The 18,073-nt window shown below is 69.3% G+C and carries 11 protein-coding genes and 1 pseudogene; 6 read left to right on the forward strand and 6 right to left on the reverse strand.

Translation table 11 applies throughout. The features are described from left to right. Positions 1 to 383: pseudogene (locus tag ACN0SE_RS09505) on the reverse strand (hypothetical protein); the annotation flags it as partial. Further along, a complete protein-coding gene (locus ACN0SE_RS09510; RefSeq protein WP_417524278.1) occupies positions 380 to 838 on the reverse strand; it encodes a hypothetical protein in 459 nt (152 codons plus the stop codon). The pseudogene ACN0SE_RS09505 and the gene ACN0SE_RS09510, both read right to left, overlap by 4 nt. A gap of 404 nt (positions 839 to 1,242) precedes the next feature. Between ACN0SE_RS09510 and ACN0SE_RS09515 the strand changes: the two genes are divergently transcribed. The 6 genes from ACN0SE_RS09515 to ACN0SE_RS09540 all read left to right on the forward strand — a co-directional run bounded on the left by ACN0SE_RS09515 (position 1,243) and on the right by ACN0SE_RS09540 (position 12,014). Further along, positions 1,243 to 1,560: a hypothetical protein gene (locus tag ACN0SE_RS09515; protein ID WP_417524279.1), complete on the forward strand. Its 318-nt coding sequence runs from the start codon at positions 1,243 to 1,245 to the stop codon at positions 1,558 to 1,560. A 67-nt stretch (positions 1,561 to 1,627) separates the two neighbouring features. Beyond that, positions 1,628 to 3,070 (forward strand): cobyric acid synthase, encoded by a 1,443-nt coding sequence (locus ACN0SE_RS09520; RefSeq protein WP_417524280.1) that lies wholly within the window; start codon positions 1,628 to 1,630, stop codon positions 3,068 to 3,070. Positions 3,071 to 3,156: 86 nt separating this feature from the next. Then, positions 3,157 to 4,977 (forward strand): autotransporter assembly complex protein TamA, encoded by a 1,821-nt coding sequence (locus ACN0SE_RS09525; protein WP_417524410.1) that lies wholly within the window; start codon positions 3,157 to 3,159, stop codon positions 4,975 to 4,977. Continuing rightward, entirely contained in the window at positions 4,977 to 9,737 is a 4,761-nt protein-coding gene (locus tag ACN0SE_RS09530) for a translocation/assembly module TamB domain-containing protein (protein ID WP_417524281.1), read from the forward strand. The genes ACN0SE_RS09525 and ACN0SE_RS09530 overlap by 1 nt, the downstream gene beginning before the upstream one ends. Next, a complete protein-coding gene (locus tag ACN0SE_RS09535) occupies positions 9,727 to 10,917 on the forward strand; it encodes a class I adenylate-forming enzyme family protein (RefSeq protein ID WP_417524282.1) in 1,191 nt (396 codons plus the stop codon). The genes ACN0SE_RS09530 and ACN0SE_RS09535 overlap by 11 nt, the downstream gene beginning before the upstream one ends. Further along, positions 10,914 to 12,014 carry a thiolase family protein gene (locus ACN0SE_RS09540; RefSeq protein WP_417524283.1) on the forward strand — a complete coding sequence of 367 codons (1,101 nt, stop codon included), beginning with the start codon at positions 10,914 to 10,916 and terminating at the stop codon, positions 12,012 to 12,014. The genes ACN0SE_RS09535 and ACN0SE_RS09540 overlap by 4 nt, the downstream gene beginning before the upstream one ends. Before the next feature lie 61 nt (positions 12,015 to 12,075). Here the strand turns inward: ACN0SE_RS09540 and ACN0SE_RS09545 are convergent, their stop codons facing one another. The 4 genes from ACN0SE_RS09545 to ACN0SE_RS09560 form a co-directional block, all read right to left on the reverse strand. Continuing rightward, entirely contained in the window at positions 12,076 to 13,281 is a 1,206-nt protein-coding gene (locus tag ACN0SE_RS09545; protein ID WP_417524284.1) for an LL-diaminopimelate aminotransferase, read from the reverse strand. 108 nt (positions 13,282 to 13,389) lie between these two features. Further along, complete coding sequence (locus ACN0SE_RS09550; protein WP_417524285.1) at positions 13,390 to 13,779, reverse strand: DUF3307 domain-containing protein; 390 nt, start codon at positions 13,777 to 13,779, stop codon at positions 13,390 to 13,392. After that, positions 13,776 to 14,624 carry a class I SAM-dependent methyltransferase gene (locus tag ACN0SE_RS09555; RefSeq protein ID WP_417524286.1) on the reverse strand — a complete coding sequence of 283 codons (849 nt, stop codon included), beginning with the start codon at positions 14,622 to 14,624 and terminating at the stop codon, positions 13,776 to 13,778. Before ACN0SE_RS09555 ends, ACN0SE_RS09550 begins: the two co-directional genes overlap by 4 nt. Beyond that, positions 14,621 to 17,902, reverse strand: a complete 3,282-nt coding sequence (locus ACN0SE_RS09560) for an adenylate/guanylate cyclase domain-containing protein (RefSeq protein ID WP_417524287.1) — start codon at positions 17,900 to 17,902, stop codon at positions 14,621 to 14,623. Before ACN0SE_RS09560 ends, ACN0SE_RS09555 begins: the two co-directional genes overlap by 4 nt. Between the last annotated feature and the right edge of the window lie 171 nt (positions 17,903 to 18,073).

Consider the following 18,073-nt stretch of genomic DNA (forward strand, 5'->3'; position numbering starts at 1 on the left):
GGGCCAGCTACACGTGCGCCAAACAGGGGGTCATTTTTGGACGCCGATAGGGGGTCAAAATTGCATGCCGATTGACATTCATGAAAGACGATGGCGCGCGGCTGACCTTCGAGGCCGAGGCTGCGCTCGACCTCATCGGCGGCCTTCTCGAAGTCTTCCGTGCTGACCGCCGCCCCGCCAGGAGGATTCAAGCTTGCCGAAAAGAGATAGTTCTCGCAGCGCGTGCCTCTGGCAATCGCATCGACCTCGCGAAAGGCATCGAGCAATTCGTCACTGACAAAACCGCGCACATCGTGCAGTTCGACATGATCGTTATCCCGCATCGAGAGCAGGTATCGCGCGAGTTGTGCGCCGCCGCCGCGCTCTTTCGCCTTGAGGATCACGGCTTCAAGTCCATGCCTGCTTTGGACGCCGACCCCGATTCATGCAGGCCGAGCGCGATCAGCAGATCGCGCCGCATGGCCTGAACGTCTTTGCACGCTTGCCGCAAATCTTCTTCGGTTTCCGGCGTGACGGGTAGCGAGCCTGTATTCACGGCCTTTGCTAGCTGATTGAGGTTGCTGGACAGGCGCGAAGCACCCAGAGCCGCCAGAACGCGCCCAAGGGCCGCGTAGTCCTTGACAGGAGACTTGCCGCGCGACTGACGCGGCGCGGCATCCTCGCCAAACAGGCGATCTCTGATATACGCGCCGAGCGCCATGCCCGCCGCGTCTTGTTCCAGCCGCGCCCGTTCGTCGAAGCTTAGCCGCAGGGAAAACGGCGTCGGTTTACTAGCTGGCGACTTCTCGACGGGCGCGGGGCCATCTACGTTATTGAATTTATGGGTTAGTTTTGTCATGGTCACGCTCCAGACCCTTAAGGTCTAAGTGCGCGAGATGGCTTTCCCATTCCTCAAGAACCTGAAAAAGAAGGTTCGATTCCTCTTCTGTCAGGTCCACCAAATCCCCCCTCTTCGGGGTGGTGCAAAAAGACCGGGCTTCGGCCCGGTCTTTTGCGTTTGGGCGGGCGGTTTTTCAAAAAACTTTCGACAGTTTGCGACGGAACGGGCGGCGCGGGCCGTTTCAGACCCGGATCGTCCGAAGGGCGGGCGGTCTGATCACTCCGCAGCCCCTGCCGCAGGTAGCAGGCCGACGGCCCCGCTTGTCCCGATGCCCCCAAGGAGCTGACGGCGCCACTCACGGAGCCGGGGTCCGGGCCGGTCGCCCGGCGGCGGGGGCTGCGTCCCGCGAGAAAGGACAGACCATGCAGAGCGGACCGAAATACATTGCCATCCTCTTTCTCGGCGGCCTCTCGCTGCTGGCCGGCGCCTCTGTCGCGCAGCAGCCGCGACCGCCGCAGATCGAGGCCACCCGCCTGGCCGAGGCGCTGGGGGTGCCGGAGAGCGCCCTGGCCTCCTGCCTGCCGCAGCGGCCAGAGCCAGGCCAACGCCCGCAGCGCGGCGACCGCCCGGCCCGACCGGACGCTGCAGAGATCGCCCGCTGCCTCGGCACAGAGGGGCACAGGCTGACAGCGGCAGAGGTGGATCAGGCGCTGGCCGCAGCTGCGCCCCGCCGGCCGTAACCCGGGGCTGGCAAAGCAGCGCGGGGGCGGCTAGCAGGGGCATAACTCTGCTAGCGAGGCGCCGCATATGACCGCAGTGATGATCCAGGGCACCGGCTCCAACGTCGGCAAGTCGATGCTGGTGGCGGGGCTCTGCCGCGCCACGCGGCGGCGGGGCCTCAACGTCGCGCCCTTCAAGCCGCAGAACATGTCGAACAACGCCGCCGTCACCGCCGATGGCGGCGAAATCGGCCGAGCGCAGGCGCTGCAGGCGCGGGCCTGCGGGTTGGCGCCGCTGGTCGACATGAACCCGGTGCTGCTCAAGCCCGAAACCGACGTCGGCGCGCAGGTGATCGTTCAGGGCAAGCGGCTGACCTCGGCCAGGGCGCGGGAATATTCCGGGCTGAAGCCACAGTTGATGGGTGCGGTGCTCGAGAGCTTCGGCCGGTTGCGGGACGCGCATGATCTGGTGATTGTCGAGGGCGCCGGCAGCCCGGCCGAGGTCAACCTGCGCCGCAACGACATCGCCAACATGGGCTTTGCCCGCGCCGCGGGGGTGCCGGTGGTGCTCTGCGGCGATATCGACCGGGGCGGGGTGATCGCGCAGATGGTGGGCACCCAGGCGGTGCTCGACCCCGAGGATGCCGCCATGGTGCGTGGTTTCATGATCAACAAGTTCCGCGGCGACCCGCGGCTCTTTGACGACGGTTACGCGTTGATTGCCCGGCGCACCGGGTGGCGCGGCTTTGGCGTGCTGCCTTGGTTTGCCGAGGCGTGGAAGCTGCCGGCCGAGGATGCGCTGGACGTCGATGCGCCGCGCCGCGAGGGCGGGCTGCATGTGGTCTGCCTCTGCCTGTCGCGGATCGCCAATTTCGACGATCTTGACCCGCTGGCGCAGGAACCCGGCGTGCGGCTGACCATGCTCGGCCCCGGCCGCGCCATTCCCGGCGACGCCGATCTGGTGATCCTGCCGGGCACCAAGTCGACCCGCGGCGACCTTGCGTTCCTGCGCGCCCAAGGCTGGGACATCGACCTGGCGGCGCACCACCGGCGCGGCGGGCATATACTCGGGATCTGCGGCGGCTATCAGATGCTGGGCAGCACCATCGCCGACCCGGAGGGGCTCGAGGGCGCGCCGGGCAGCGATCCGGGCCTCGGGCTGTTGCGGATCGACACGGTGATGCATCCGCAGAAGCGGCTGGCCGAGACCCGCGCGGTGCATGTGGCCAGCGGGCTGGGCTTTGCCGGCTACGAGATCCACATGGGCCAGAGCGACGGCCCCGACCGCGCCCGCCCCTTTGCCCATATCGGCGAAACGCCCGAAGGCGCGGTTTCAAGCGATGGACGGGTGCAGGGATCCTACCTGCACGGGATGTTCTGCGACGACGGCTTTCGCGCGGGATTTCTGGCGCGGTTCGGGGTGGTGTCAAAGGCCGGCTACGACGCCGGCGTCGACGCGGCGCTCGATGCGCTGGCCGATCATCTCGAGACCCATCTCGACATGGATGCTTTGCTCGCCACAGCGGGCTAAAACCTCGCCCCCCTGCAGCCATTGCCCATGGTGACTTATCCGCCTCTGTCATAAGCTGGAAAAAAACGGCGGGGCAGGGAGTGAGCATGTTCAAGATCGGCCGGTTTTTCGCAGGCGCAGCGCTGGGAACCGCAATGATGAGCCTGCCGCTGGGCGCGCAGGCGCTCGAGCGGGTGCAGTTGCAGATCGTGGGCCTTGGCGAGGCCGAAGAGACGGAGGCGCTGGCGAAAAGCCTGCAGGGCTCTTCCGTCCTGAATTCGCTGGAAAAAACCAGCGAGACCCCGCCGCGTGACGTGGTCGCGGCGGCGCGGGCCGATTACACCCGGCTGGTCGAGACGCTTTATGCCCAGGGGTTCTATTCCGCCGTCGTGCGCATCAAGGTCGACGGGCGCGAGGCCGCGACGATCGACCCCTTTCAGGTGCCTGCCGCGATCGGCGAGGTGGTCATCTTCGTCGACCCCGGCAAGCGCTTTCGGCTGGGCCGGGCACAGATCGGACCGCTGGCTGGCGACAATCCGCCGGTCGAGGGCTTTCGCACCGGCGAACCGGCGCTGGCCACCGTTGTGCGCGACGCCGCCCAAACCGCGGTGCGCGACTGGCGCGAGCGCGGCTATCCCAAGGCCGAGATCTCCGAGCGGTCGATTGCCGCCCGCCACCCGGTGGCGCAGCTCGACGTCGACCTCAAGATCGCCCAGGGCGCGCGGGCGCGTTTTGGCGACACGGTGATTTCCGGAAAGACCGACGTGCGCGAATCCCGCGTGCGCCAGATCGCCGGCATCCCCAAGGGCGAGCATTACGCCACCAGCGAGGTCGAGCGCGCCGGCGCCCGCCTGCGCAAGACCGGCACCTTCCAGTCGGTGCAGGTCGAACAGGCCGAGGCGATCAACCCCGATGGCACCATCGACATGGAGGTGACCGTCATCGACCGCAAGCCGCGCCGGATCGGCGGCGGCATCGAGTATTCCTCGTTCGACGGGCTCAACCTTTCGGGCTTCTGGCTGCACCGCAACCTGCTGGGCGGGGCCGAACGCTTTCGCGTCGAAGGCTCGGTCAGCCAGATCGGGCTCGAGACCGAGGGCATCGACTACAAGCTGTCCTTCCGCTTCGACAAGCCGGCGGTCTATGGCGCCGACACGCTGTTCTTTGCCACCGGCAGCCTCGCCTATCTGGACGAGCCCGACTACCTCGAGCGCAAGGCCACTCTGACGGTCGGCGTCTCGCGCGAGTTCAACGAATTTCTCACCGGCGAACTGGGCATCGGGCTGACCCATTCCGAGGTCACCGACCGCTATGCCAAGCCCGAGACCAAGCGCACCCTGCAGATCATCTCGCTGCCGGTGGCGCTGACCTATGACAAGCGCGACGATCCGCTCGATGCCACCGAGGGCTTCTACCTGCGCGGGGCGGTGACGCCGTTCTATGAAACCGTCGAGGGCCAGCCCGGCGCGCATCTCACTTTTGATGGCCGCGCCTACCGCGCCTTTGGCGAGGAAGAGCGCCTCGTGACCGCCACCCGCCTGCAGCTGGGCGCGCTGACCGGTCCCGAGGCCGAGGATGCACCGCCGGGCATGCTGTTCTATTCCGGTGGCGGCGGCACCGTGCGGGGCCAGCCCTACCAGTCGCTCGATGCCGATTACAACGGCACCTCGCTGGGCGGACGGTCCTTTGCCGCCGCCTCGGGCGAGCTGCGCTACGGTGTCACCGACAAGATCGGCGTGGTGGCCTTTGCCGATGCCGGCTACGTCGGCGCTGACATGTTCGAAGCGGGCGACTGGCATGCCGGCGCCGGCCTCGGCCTGCGCTACAAGACGCCCGTCGGCCCGATCCGGCTCGACGTGGCCGGGCCCGTGGCCGGAGAGACCGGCGACGGCATGCAAATTTACATTGGGATTGGTCAGGCCTTCTGATGCGGATTCTCCTGCTTTGTCTTCTGTTTCTCACCCCCTTTGCGGCCAGCGCGCAGACCAGTGAGAGCGACCGCGGCTTCATCCAGGGCATTCTCGAGGATGCGCTCTCGGCGCCGGGGCGCGAGGTGCGGCTCGAAGGTTTTGCCGGGGCGCTGAGTTCGCGGGCGACGATCGAGACGATCACCGTCACCGACCCCGAGGGCGCCTGGTTCACCGCCAAGGGCGTGGGCCTGGTGTGGAACCGCAGCGCGCTGCTGCGCGGAAGGGTCGAGATCGAGGAGATCTCGGTCGAGGAAATCGCCCTGCCCCGCAAGCCCCTGCCCGCCGAGAGCGACCTGCCGACGCCGGAGGCCAGCGGATCGGTCTTTGCCCTGCCGGAGCTGCCGGTCTCGGTGCAGATCGACGAGATGCGGATCGACCGCGCGATCCTGGGCGAGGCGCTGTTTGGCGAGGCCGCCGAGATGTCATTCGGCGGCACCGCGCAACTGGCCGGTGGCGCCGGCGAGACCAAGCTCGAGGTCAAGCGGCTTGACCGAGAGGGCAGCTTCTCGGTCGATGCCGCCTTTGACAACGCCAGCCGCGAGCTGAAGCTCGACCTGTCGCTGACCGAGCCCGAGAACGGCATCGCCGCCAACCTGCTCGACCTGCCGGGCAAGCCCTCGGTGGCGCTGAGCGTCAAGGGCGACGACCCGATCAGCGATTTCACCGCCGATATCCTGCTGGCCACCGCCGGCGAGGAACGCTTGAGCGGCCAGGTCCGCCTGAGCAGCACCGAAGATGGCGCCGCCGGCTTTGACGCCGACCTGTCGGGCGATATCGCCCCGGTCTTTGCGCCGCAGTTCAGCGAATTCCTTGGCCGCGACGTGGCGCTTGTGGCCTCGGGCCAGCGCCGCTCGGATGGCGCGATGAGCCTGGATGCCCTGCGCATCGAGGCCGCCGCCATGACCATCGCCGGCGAAGCCCGAATTGCCGCCGACGGCTGGCCCGAGACCTTTACGCTGGATGCCGAGATTACCCCGCCAGAGGGCGACACGGTGATCCTGCCGCTGCCCGGCGATCTGACCTCGGTCTCGGGCGTCAGCCTCAAGGCGCGGTTCGACGCTGCCGCAGGCGATGTCTGGTCGCTGAACGGCTCGGCCCGCGGCTACCAGCAGGCCAGCCTGAAGATCGAGCGCCTGGCCTTCGACGGCACCGGCAGTATCAAGCGTGACGCCCGCAGCGTGACCGGCGGGCTCTCGGTCAATGCCGAGGGCATTGCGCCGGCGGATGCCGCACTGGCCCGCGCAATCGGCCAGCAGCTGCGCGGCGCGCTCAACTTCGGCTGGGCCGCCGAGGCACCGCTGCGCCTGCGCGACATTGCCCTGACTGGCGCCGACTATGGCCTGACCGGCAGCATGGTGATCAGCGGCCTGCAGGGCGAAGACCCGCTGACCGTGGCCCCAGACCTCGAACTGTCGGCACAGTCGCTGGCACGATTTGCCGATTTGGCCGGCGTGGCGCTGACCGGCGCTGCCGACCTGGCGATCACCGGCCGCATCCAGCCGCTGACCGGCGTTACCGAGCTGGTGCTCGACGGTGGCACCACCGACCTCGGCACCGGCATTCCCCAGCTTGATCCGCTGCTCGAAGGTGCCGGCATCCTGCGCCTCGGCGTGACCCGCGACGAGACCGGCCTGCGCGCCGATCCGCTGACCGTGCGCACCAATCACGCCAGCATCACCGGCAAGGCCAACCTGCGCACCGGCACCTCTTCGGCCGAGATCACCGCCCAGGTGCCAGACCTGTCGCGCGCCGTTCCCGGCCTCGACGGCGCCGCCGAGATCACCGCCAAGCTGGCTCAGGACGGCGACACCTGGAGCATCGAGGCCGATGCCGCCCTGCCCGGCGAGACCACCGCGATCTATCGCGGCGCGGTGTCGGGCGACGGCAAGACCCGGCTGGTCATCTCCGGTCAGGCGGCGGCGGTGGTGCAGCGGCTGGCGGCCTATTCGGCGCTGGCCGGGCGCGAACTCTCGGGCGCGGCCAACCTGACCTTCGAGGGCGAGGCCGATATCCTTGCCAAGAGCTTCGACCTCAGCACCGAAGGCTCGCTGCGCGATCCGCGTTTCGGCGTGCCCCAGGCCGAGGCGCTGCTGCCCGGGCTGACCAAGTTCGACCTCTCGGCCGAAGGCGCCATCGGCAGCGTGATCACCATTCGCAACGCCGTCATCGACGGCGAGGCGATCAACGCCACCGTGACCGGTGGCTTCGGCCCCGAGACCGGCGACCTGGCCTTTGACCTGACGATCGACGACCTCGGCCGCGCCCTGCCCGATCTCTCGGGCCCCGCCACGCTGACCGGCACCGCGGTGCGGCAGGACGCGGTCTGGCAGATCGACACCGAGGCGCAACTGCCCGGCGGCACCGGCGCCAGCTATTCCGGCACGATCTCCGGCGATGGCGAGACCTCGCTGCTGATCACCGGCCATGCCGAGGCCCGGGTGACCGAGCTTGCGGCCTTTTCCGAGATCGCCGGGCGTGACCTCGCCGGCGCGGCCTCGGTCGTGATCGACGGGCGCGGCGACCTGGTCGCGAAAAGCTTCGACGTCGAGGCCAGCGGCAGCCTGCGCAACCCGCGCTTCGGCGTGCCGGTGGCCGAGGGGCTGCTGCGCGGCACCACCGAGTTCGACCTTTCTGCCGTGGGGGCCGTCGGCCAGGAAATCACCATCCGCCGCGCGGTGATCGACGGTGACCAGTTGCAAGCCGATCTCGACGGCTCTTTTGGGCCGCAGAGCGGTGACCTGACCTATCGCGTCTCGGTCATCAACCTTGGCGTCGTGCTGCCCGATCTGCCGGGGCCGGCCAGCGTTACCGGCACCGCCTCGCGCCGCGATGCGGTCTGGCAGGTGAACGCCGACGCAAGGCTGCCCGGCGACACCGGCGCAAGCTTTGACGGCACCATCACCGGCGACGGCCAGAGCGAGCTGCGCGCCGCCGGCCGGCTGGAAGCCCGCATTGCCCGCCTCGCGGCCTTCTCGCCGCTGGCCGGTCGACAGCTGGGTGGTGCGTTGGCGCTGACGGCCCAAGGCTCGGTCGACGCCCTTGCCGGCAGCTTCGACATCGACGCCAACGGCACCGTCACCAGCCCGGTCTTTGGCGTGCCGGTGATCGAGCCGCTGCTGCGCGGCACCTCGCGCTTCGACGTCTCGGTCGCGCGCAACGCCAGCGGCGCGATCAGCTTCCGCAACGTGGTCTTTGACGGCGCGGCGCTGGACGTGCGGCTGACCGGCGGCTTCGGTGCCGGCAGCACCAGCCTGACCTACCGGGTCGCCGTCGCCAACCTCGGCCTGCTGGTCGAGGACCTGCCCGGCCCCGCCACCCTGACCGGCACCGCCGATCAGCAGGGCAGCAACTGGCGCATCGACGCGTCGGGCACCGGGCCCGGCGGCATCACAGTCGCGGCGCGCGGCCGCGTGGCGCAGGATTTCTCGCGCCTCGACATCTCGACCGAGGGTCGGGTGCCGCTGGCACTGGTCAACCGCCGCCTGCAGGGTCAGGCGCTGAGCGGCTTTGTCAGCTTCAACCTCGCGGTCAACGGTCCTCCGGCGCTCAGCTCGGTCTCGGGCCGGCTCAGCACCGCAGATGCGCGGCTGGCGCTGCCGGCGCAGGGCCTGTCGCTCGACGGGATCACCGGCCAGGCCGACCTCGCCGGCGCCCGGGCGCAGCTGGCGCTGACCGGCAATATCTCGAGCGGCGGGCAGCTGCGTCTGACCGGGCCGATCGCGCTCGAACCGCCCTTCACCGCCGATCTGACCGCCGATCTTGTCAACGTGCTGCTCAGCGACGCCGACCTCTACGAGGCCCGGCTGGGCGGGCGCGTCACCCTGACCGGGCCGCTCACCGGCGGCGCGCGCATCGGCGGGGTTATCGACATTGCCACCGCCGAGCTGCGCATTCCCGACATCGGCCCCTCCTATTCGGCGCTCGACGGGCTGCGCCACGTCAACCCGCCCGCCGAGGTGCGCCAGACCCTGCGCTTTGCCGGGCTCGAACCTGTACCCTCGGGCCAGCGCAACACCGGGCCGAGCTATCCGCTCGACCTGCTGGTGCGCGCGCCCAACCAGGTCTTCGTGCGCGGTCGCGGCCTCGACGCCGAGCTGGGCGGCAGCCTGCGGCTCACCGGCTCGACCAACGATATCGTGCCGATCGGCAGCTTCTCCCTGATCCGCGGGCGGCTCGACCTCCTGGGCAACCGGCTGACGCTGACCCAGGGCGACGTGCAGATCCGCGGCAGCTTCGATCCCGTGGTTTCCTTTGCCGCCACGACACAGGTCGAGGATGTCGACGTCACCCTGCGGCTCGACGGTCTGGCCTCCGAACCCGACCTGACGGTGACCTCCTCGCCGGAGCTGCCCGAGGAAGAGGCGCTGTCGCTCCTGCTCTTCGGGCGCGACGTGACCTCGATCTCGGCCTTCCAGGCGGTGCAACTGGCGGCGGCGATCCGCACGCTTTCGGGCCAGGGCGGGCTGGGGCTGACCGGCACCCTGCGCGAAGGGTTGGGGGTCGACGATCTCGACATTGCCACCGATGCCGAGGGCAATACCGAGGCCAGCGTCGGCAAGTACATCTCCGAGCGGGTCTACACCGATGTCACCGTCTCGAGCGATGGCACCAGCGAGATCAACCTGAACCTCGACCTGACCGACACCGTCACCGTGCGCGGCCGGCTGGGCAGCGATGGCGACACCGGTCTGGGCATCTTCTACGAGCGTGATTACTGACGTCGCCTCGGCGCGCGGGATGTGCCAGAACGGGACCATGTCGGAAGGCTTTGTCATATCGCCCGCAAGCGCCCTGCTGACGCCCGACGCGCCCGGCCTGGCCGCCCTGCGCGCGGCTGTGGCGCAGGGCGGCAGCCTGCGGCTGTCCCAGGCCCGCGGCCCGCTGCGCGAGGATGGCCCTGCGATGCTGTTCTGCGAGACCTCAGGCTCTTCCGGCGCGCCCAAGGTGATCCGCCGACGGCCCGAGAGCTGGCAGCGGTCCTTCGCGGTGACCGCCGAGGTCTTCGGCATCGGCGCCGACGACCGCTATGCGACCCTCGGCGACCTCCGCCATTCGCTCACGCTTTATGCCCTGCTCGAGGGGTTTCACCTCGGCGCCGACGTCGCCTCGCTTGTCGGGATGCGGCCCCGCGCACAGGCGCATTTCATCGTCGAGACCTACATCACCGTGCTCTACGCCACCCCCACGCAACTGCGCCTGCTGCTGCGCGGGTCCGAGGCGGCGGGCCTTGCCGCCTTCCCCGCTCTGCGGCACATCTTCTGCGGCGGCGGCCCGCTTGATCAGGCACTCGCTGACCAGCTGCGCACGCGCTTCCGCCACGCCGACCTCCGCGCCTTCTTCGGCGCTTCCGAGACCAGCTTCATTACCCTGAGCGACGCAGCCACACCCGCCGGTTCGGTCGGTCGCCCCTACCCCGGCGTGTCGCTGAAGATCGACGCGCCCACCGGCGAGACCGGCGAGATCTGGGTCGCCAGCCCCTATCTCTTCGAGGGCTACGCCAGCGGCAGCGCCTCCGACACCCGGCGCGACGGCGCCTGGCTGAGCATCGGCGAAATGGGGTACCAGGACGCCGCGGGCCACCTCTTCCTGCGCGGGCGCAAGAGCCGCATGGTCACCGTCGCCGATCACAACGTCTTTCCCGAAGAGATCGAGTCGGTTCTGGCACAGGTCCCCGGCGTCACCGCCTGCGCCGTTGTGCCCCGGTCTGACGCCGCGCGCGGCCACCGGATGATCGCCTTTGTCCAGGGCGCCGCCCCCGAGGCGACCCTGCGTGCCGCCTGTCGCGCCGCCCTGCCCCCGCACGCCGTGCCACACCGCTTCATTCCCCTCGCCGAACTGCCGCTCCTGCCCGCCGGCAAACCCGACCTCGCGGCGCTGGCACAAAGGGTTAAGGCATGAGCCACATCCTCGCCGCCCGCCGCAGCGCCGTGGCGCCGCGCAACGGTGCCTTCGCCACGCTGGAGCCGCACGAGATCGCGGTGCCGGTGATCGCCGCACTTCTGGCCGACGCCGGTCTGGAACCGGAAGACGTCGGCGAACTGATCCTGTCCAACGCCCTCGGCGCCGGCGGCAACCCGGCGCGCGTCGCCGCCCTGGCTGCCGGCCTGCCCGAGTGCGTCGCCGGGCTCACCATAGATCGGCAATGCGCCGGCGGCCTCGACGCGCTGCTCCTGGCCTCGGCCATGGTGCAGAGCGGCTTGCATGACGTGGTGATCGCCGGCGGCGCCGAGAGCTATTCCCGCCGCCCCCAGCGCCTGCGCACCTTCGCCGACGGCCGCCCGCCCGAACCCTACGACCAGGCCCGCTTCACCCCCTGGCCCGAGCGCGACCCCGCCATGGCCGAAGCCGCCGACCGCCTTGCGCAAGTCCTCGGGATCAACCGCGACACCCAGGACGCTTGGGCCATCGAGAGCCATCGCAAGGCGCTCGCCTTCCAACCTCCCGGGATCGTCGAGATTGCCGGCCTCGCCAGCGACCCGTTCACCCGCGCCCTCACCCCCCGGCTCTGCGCTCGTGCGCCGGAGGTCCACGGCACGATCACCGCCGCCAACATGGCCGTCGCCGCCGATGCCGCGGCCTTCGTTCTGGTGGTGTCAGACAGGCTGGCGCAAGGCGGCCAAAGCGCGGAAATCCTCGCCGGCAAGACCCTCGGCGGCCCCCCCGACATGCCCGGCCTCGCCCCCGTCGCCGCCATCGAGGCGGTGCTGCAGGACACCCCGCGCAACACCCTCGTCAGCGCCGAGATCATGGAGGCCTTCGCCGTCCAGGCCATCGCCTGCCAAGAGGGCGCCAAACTCCCCCGCGAGATCGTCAATGCAAACGGCGGCGCCCTCGCCCGCGGCCACCCCATAGGCGCCAGCGGCACCATCCTCGCCGTCGACCTGTTTCACCAGCTGCGCGCCACACCCGGCACAGGCCTCGCCGCAATCGCCTCGGCCGGCGGCCTCGGCACCGCCCTGCTGTTGCGCACCAGGGCCCGCCCGGCACCGACCTGATCTTCTTCTCTTTGAAAATACCGCCGGGGGGTCCGGGGGGCTGGCCCCCCGGGGGGTGACCTCAGTCGCCCTGCGTCGGCGTATTGATCCCCACCTTCTGGAAATACCGCCGGATGTTGCGCGCCGCCTGACGGATGCGCTGTTCGTTCTCGACCATGGCGATGCGCACATAGCCTTCGCCGCGCGGCCCGTAGCCAATGCCCGCCGCCACCGCGACATTGGCATGGGTCAGAAGCTCCTTGGAGAACTCGAGCGAGCCCATATGCGCCAGCGCCGGCGGCAAGGGCGCCCAGGCGAACATCGAGGCGGCCGGCGCCGGGATCTCCCAGCCGGCGCGGGCAAAGCTCTCGACCATCACGTCGCGGCGCTTCTGATAGCGGGCGCGGTTCTCGGCCACGATGTCCTGCGGACCGTTCAGCGCCGCGCAGGCCGCCGCCTGGATCGGGGTAAAGGCGCCGTAGTCGAGGTAGGATTTCACCCGGGTCATCGCCGCGATCAGCCGCGGGTTGCCCACCGCAAAGCCCATGCGCCAGCCGGCCATGGAATAGCTCTTCGACAGCGAGGTGAACTCCACCGCCACGTCCTTGCCGCCCGGCACCTCGAGGATCGAGCGGGTCGGCTTGCCGTCGTAATAAAGCTCGGAATAGGCCAGGTCCGAGATCACGTAGAGGCTGTTTTCGCGGGCAAAGGCCACGAGGCGTTCATAGAACGCCAGGTCCACCGTTTCGGCCGTCGGGTTCGAGGGGTAATTGACCACCAGCACCTTGGGCTTGGGGCGGCAATCGGCGATCGCCTTCTCGAGGCTCTGGAAATAGAACTCGTCGGGCGTCGTCGGCACCGCGTGGATCGTCGCGCCGGCCATGATGAAGCCGAAGGTATGGATCGGATAGGACGGATCGGGTGCCAGCACCACGTCGCCGGGCGCGGTGATCGCGGTGGCGAGCGAGGCGAGGCCCTCCTTGGAGCCCATGGTGACGACCACCTCGGTCTCGGGGTCGAGTGTGACGCCGAAGCGGTTGCCGTAGTAGTTCGCCTGCGCGCGGCGCAACCCGGGGATGCCTTTGGACTGGGAATAGCCGTGCGCGTCGGGCTTCTGCGCCACTTCGATCAGCTTGTCGATGACATGCTGCGGCGGCGGCAGATCGGGGTTGCCCATGCCCAGATCGATCACGTCGCGGCCCTCGCGCCGCGCCGCCGCGCGCATCGCCGTGACCTCGGCAATGACATAGGGCGGCAACAGGCTCAGGCGGTAGAATTCATCAGACATGGGAGTATTTCGGCTTCTGTTGGGATGATGCGCCATGGCTTACCCGCCGTCGCCGCCGGTTGGTAGCCTGTTTTGCGCCGCGACCGGCCGCAGGCGCCATTTTTTGCCTCAGTCGGCCAGCCCCAGCGCCAGCGCGGCCATCGCCAGATAGGTCAGCTGGTGCAGGAACTGGTCGGCGCCCAGCGCCATCCAGAACCGCGGCTGTGCGGTGGTCAGCGCGCGCTGGCGCAGCCAGCGTTCCTTGCCCCAATCGAGGTGATAATGCAGCACGATTTCGGCCAGGGCGAGGCCGAGGATCACCCCGAAAGCCACCCCCGCCACCGCCAGAAGCCCGGCGCTCAGCCCGCCGTGGATGGCCGCATGCAAGAGCCCGCCGGGATGACCGTAGCTGCCCTTGCCGGCCAGCATGAAGGGGGTCTGAAGCAGGTAGTCACCGGCGAGATGTTTGACCTGGAAGCCGAGGATCAGCAGAAGCAGCCACTGGACCTCAAGGCTCACGAGGCTGTTGCCTGATAGAACGACAGGGTCCCCGGCATGTCGAGCGCGCCGGTGGAGTCGATGAAGGGGGCAAATGCCTCGCGGATTTCGTCCGCGATCCGCGACCGCTGGGCGGCGTCGGGCTGTTTCAGCCGATAGAGCGTCGAAATCGGTCCGACGTAGGATAGGGTCTGCATCACGGCGTTCAGTCCTCCGGGATGGCGGATCGAAAAGGTCTCTTGCCAGCCTTGGGGATCATGATAGCCGGCCTCGCGCAAAAGCCCTGTTACATAGATCACATCTGAAAACGCCAGCGGCCCCGGCGGCGGGGTCTTGCTGGGCGGCGAAGGCGGCATCGGGCCGAGATGCCGCTCGGCCACGCCGAGAGGGATCGAGAACCACGGGTTGTCGCGCCCGGCCCAGCCGTTGAAGGCGATCACCGCGCCGGGGGCCAGCCGGGTGCGGATACGCGACAGCGCGAGCACCGGGTCGGAAAAGAACATCATGCCGAGATGCGCGGTGCAGATGTCGAAGCCGCCCGCGTCCAGCGGCTCGGTCTGGATGTCGAGCTTGCGAAAGGCCAGACCCGCCTGCCCCTCGGCCCGGCGTCGCGCCAGCGCCAGCAGCGGATCGGAGATGTCGAGGCCAAGGACCTCCCCCCCCGGCGTCACCGCGCGGGCCAGATCGAGGCTGAAACTGCCGGCGCCGCTGCCGATCTCGAGCACGCGCGCCCCGGGGGCCAGCGGCAGCAGCTCCGCAAGCCGCGCCATCGAGCCGGCGAGAAAGAGGTCGAGGTCGCGCTGGTGCTGCGCCCAATCGGCACCGGACTGGCCGTTCCAGATGTCATGCGTCGCGCGATTGCTCACCAGGTCGCGCCCTGCAGCTCGGCCAGCGCGCGGCGGGCATCGGCGAGGTCCGGCGTGGTCATCTCGTCCGGGAAGCGCGCCAGGGCGGCGGCCAGCGCCGGCGCCCGCGACGGATCGATCCGGCAGGCCGAGACCAGCGCCCGCAGCTCGCAGAACACCGAGGCCTGGCCCTGCGCCACCGCCAGCGCCTGATCGATGTGCCAGAGCCCCTCGGCCACGTCGCCGCGCTGCGCCAGAAGCTCGCCATGCACCCGCAGCACCTCTGGCCTGACCAGGTTCTCCTGGCTGCGTTCCAGCGCCGCCAGCGACTGCTGCGACATCGCCCAGGCCTCTGACGGCATGGCACATTCCTGCGCCAGACCGGCCTTCAGGGTGAGGTAGAGCGGCTGCAACATGTGACAGCCCGACGCCTCGTAGCGGGCAAAGCCGGTGTCGATGGTGCTGCGGCCGCGCTCATGGTCGCCCAGCTTGCACAGCCCCCAACCCCAGAGAATGCGCCCTACCCCTTCGTGAAAGGGAAATTCGAAGCGCTCGGCCAGTTCGGCGGCCTCCTGCGCGGTGGGCAGCAGCCGGTCGAAATCCTGCATCAAGTGATAGGTGAAAGCGGAAAAGGTCAGCGAGCGGGCCAGCGAGAACGGATGTTCGATGCTGCGGGCGATGGTCAGCATGTCGTCGCAGCAGCGCAGCGCCGCCTCGGGCTCGCCCAGGTACCACAGCCCGCTGCTCAGATAGGCCATGCAACCCAGCCCCGGATCGTCGCCGTAAAGCGCGATGTTGCCGGCGCCGGCGCCCTTGGCATAGCCCTGGATCGCGTGTTCCAGGTGGTGCCGCGCCTCGCGCAGGTTGCCCAGCATGAAGGCGGTGGCGCCCAGTGCGCGCTCGGCCTCGAGCGCCAGGGCAGCATTCGGCGCCTCGCCGCCGGTCAGCGCCTTCATCTCCTGCGCCACCTCTTCGGCGGCGGGATATTGTGCGCTCATCTGCCGGTACATCCAGAGCCCGCGGCGCACCGCAAAACGTTCGGCCTGACGGCCGACGGTATCGGCCAGTGTCGCCGCCTCGGCATAAAGCGCGCCGACCGGCTCAGCGCCGTAGCCGTCGTGCGAGGACAGCACCGGCCCCAGCGCCAGCAGCATCGCCAGCCGCCGGGCATCACGGTCGCGCCCGGCGGGCAGCTTGTCGAGCAGGCCGAGGCCACGGCGGAAATGCTCGATCGCCTCGCCCTGGGCCGAGCGGCGGGCGGCGCGGCTGCCGGCGCCTTTCCAGCGCGCCACGGCTTCCGAGTAACGCTCGGCGGCGGTCAGGTGGTTGGCCAGCACCAGGTCATCGGCGGTCGGGCTTACCGCAAGGGTGTCGGCAATCGCGCCGTGGATCGCGCGGCGGCGCGACTTGGGCTGCGACTGATAGGCCGCCTCCTGGATCAGCGCGTGGCGAAAGATGTAGCGCGGATCGCCGGCCTCGATCGCCTCGATCAGCGCCAGCGATTCCAGCGTTTCCAGCAGCGGCGCCAGTTCCGACAGGTCGCGGCCCATCACCCGCGCCAGCACGCCGGGGTCGAAGACCCGGCCGATGCAGCTGGCGACCTGCGCCACCGCCCGCGCCTCGCCGGCGGATTCCAGACGGGCGGCCAGCACGCCCTGCAGGGTCGCGGGGATGGTCAGCGTGGCTTCGCCGCTGCCGTCGTCGCTGCGCTTGGCAATGTCGCGGGTCAGCTCGGCCAGAAACAGCGGTACGCCGTCAGAGGCTTCGACGATCTTGCGCCGCAGCTCGGGCGCCAGCCCGGCGGCCAGTTGCGACACCATGCGTTCGGCCGCGCCCCGGCCGACGCGCGTGAGCTCGATCCGCCGCACCGGCAGACGCCCGGCCCAGGGCGGCGCGTATTCCGGCCGGGCGGTGGCCAGGATCACCAGCGGCAGGTCGGCGGCATGTTCGGCCAGATGCGCCAGCAGCTGGTCGGTCAGCGGATCGGTCCAATGCATGTCCTCGATCACCAGCAGCAGCGGCGCCCGGGTACATTCGGCGCGCAGGATGTCGGTCAGGGCCCCGAACCACGCGGTGCGCCGCAGTTCCGAGGTTTGCACCAGCAGCGCCGGGTCGAGATCGAGCAGATCGCCCAGCCCGCTGAGGTAGACCTCGGGCGCCAGCCCCTGCTGCGCCGCCAGCATGGCAAAGGCCGCGCGGCGGGTCTCGATCGGCGCGTCGGGCAGCACGGCGGCCCGTTCACAGAGCCAGGCCATCACCGGATAGAGCGTGGCATTGTCGTTGTAGGGCCAGCATTGCAGCTCGTGGGCCTGCCCGCCGGCGGCGCGGCAGGCGCGCAGGAAATGCGCGCTGACATGGCTCTTGCCGATGCCGGCCTCGCCCTCGAGCAGGACAAGACGCAGCCCCTCGCCGGTGGCCGCCTCCTGCCACCAGCCGGTCAGCCGGGCCATCGGTCTGGCGCGGCCTTCGATCGGCGCCTCGCCCAGCCGCGCGCTGCGCGCCCGGCTGGGCGCGGTCTGGATCGAGGCCCCCTCGAGCCGCACCACGCCAACCTCGGTGGTGAACCCCTTGACCAGATGCGCGCCGAGATCGGTCATCGCAAAACGCGGCTCCGGCAGGAGCGCCGCCGTCGCCCGGTCGATCAGCACCTCGCCGGGATTGGCAAGGGCTTCGAGCCGGGCGGCGAGGTTGGGGGTCTTGCCGAAGACGGTGTCGAGCTGCACCGAGCCCGAGTCCATCTTGCGCCCCGCCAGCACCAGCCCGGTCGCCATGCCGACACGCACCTGCAGCGGCCGGCCCGAGGGCGCCTGGAGCCGGGCCACCGCCTGTACCAGCGCCAGCGAGGCATGGGCGGCGCGCTGCGGCGCATCCTCGTAGGCCTGCGGCCAGCCGAAATAGACCAGCAGACCGTCGCCAAGGTAATTGCCGACATGCCCGCCCCAGCGCGCCACCTCGGTGCGGCAGGTCTCGACAAAGCGGGCGATCAGCGCCTCGAGGTCCTCAGGGTCCATCGCGGTGGCAAGGCCGGTGAAATCCACCAGATCGCAGAACAGCACGGTGATCTGCCGCCGCTCGCCGGCATCAGCCTCGCGCCGGGCCGCGCCATTGGTCACTTCGGTGTCGGACTGGAAGTCCTCGATCGCCTTGAGAACCCGCTTGCGCGCCCCGAGCGGCAGGCCGATCTCGCGCAGATCCGCATTGGTCAGCGTCCCGAGGATATCGAGGCCGATCTCGTGCTCTGCAAAGCGCGACGCATATTTTTCGAGCCCATGGCTGCGAAGCCAGTCTTCAACCTGCAAGCGTTTCCCCGGACGATCGTGAACGAGCGAATGAACTGAAAGAACTTTGGAGTGATGTTACTCACACTTATAGCCGGTTACCGCCCCTAACGGTATATAGGTATGTCGCTTTTTTTAAGGATCGGTGACAAAATGGGCGGCAGCAAAGGATGAGCCCATGCACAATCGCCG

The sequence above is a fragment of the Marinovum sp. genome (assembly GCF_048263515.1).
Classification (GTDB): Bacteria; Pseudomonadota; Alphaproteobacteria; order Rhodobacterales; family Rhodobacteraceae; genus Marinovum.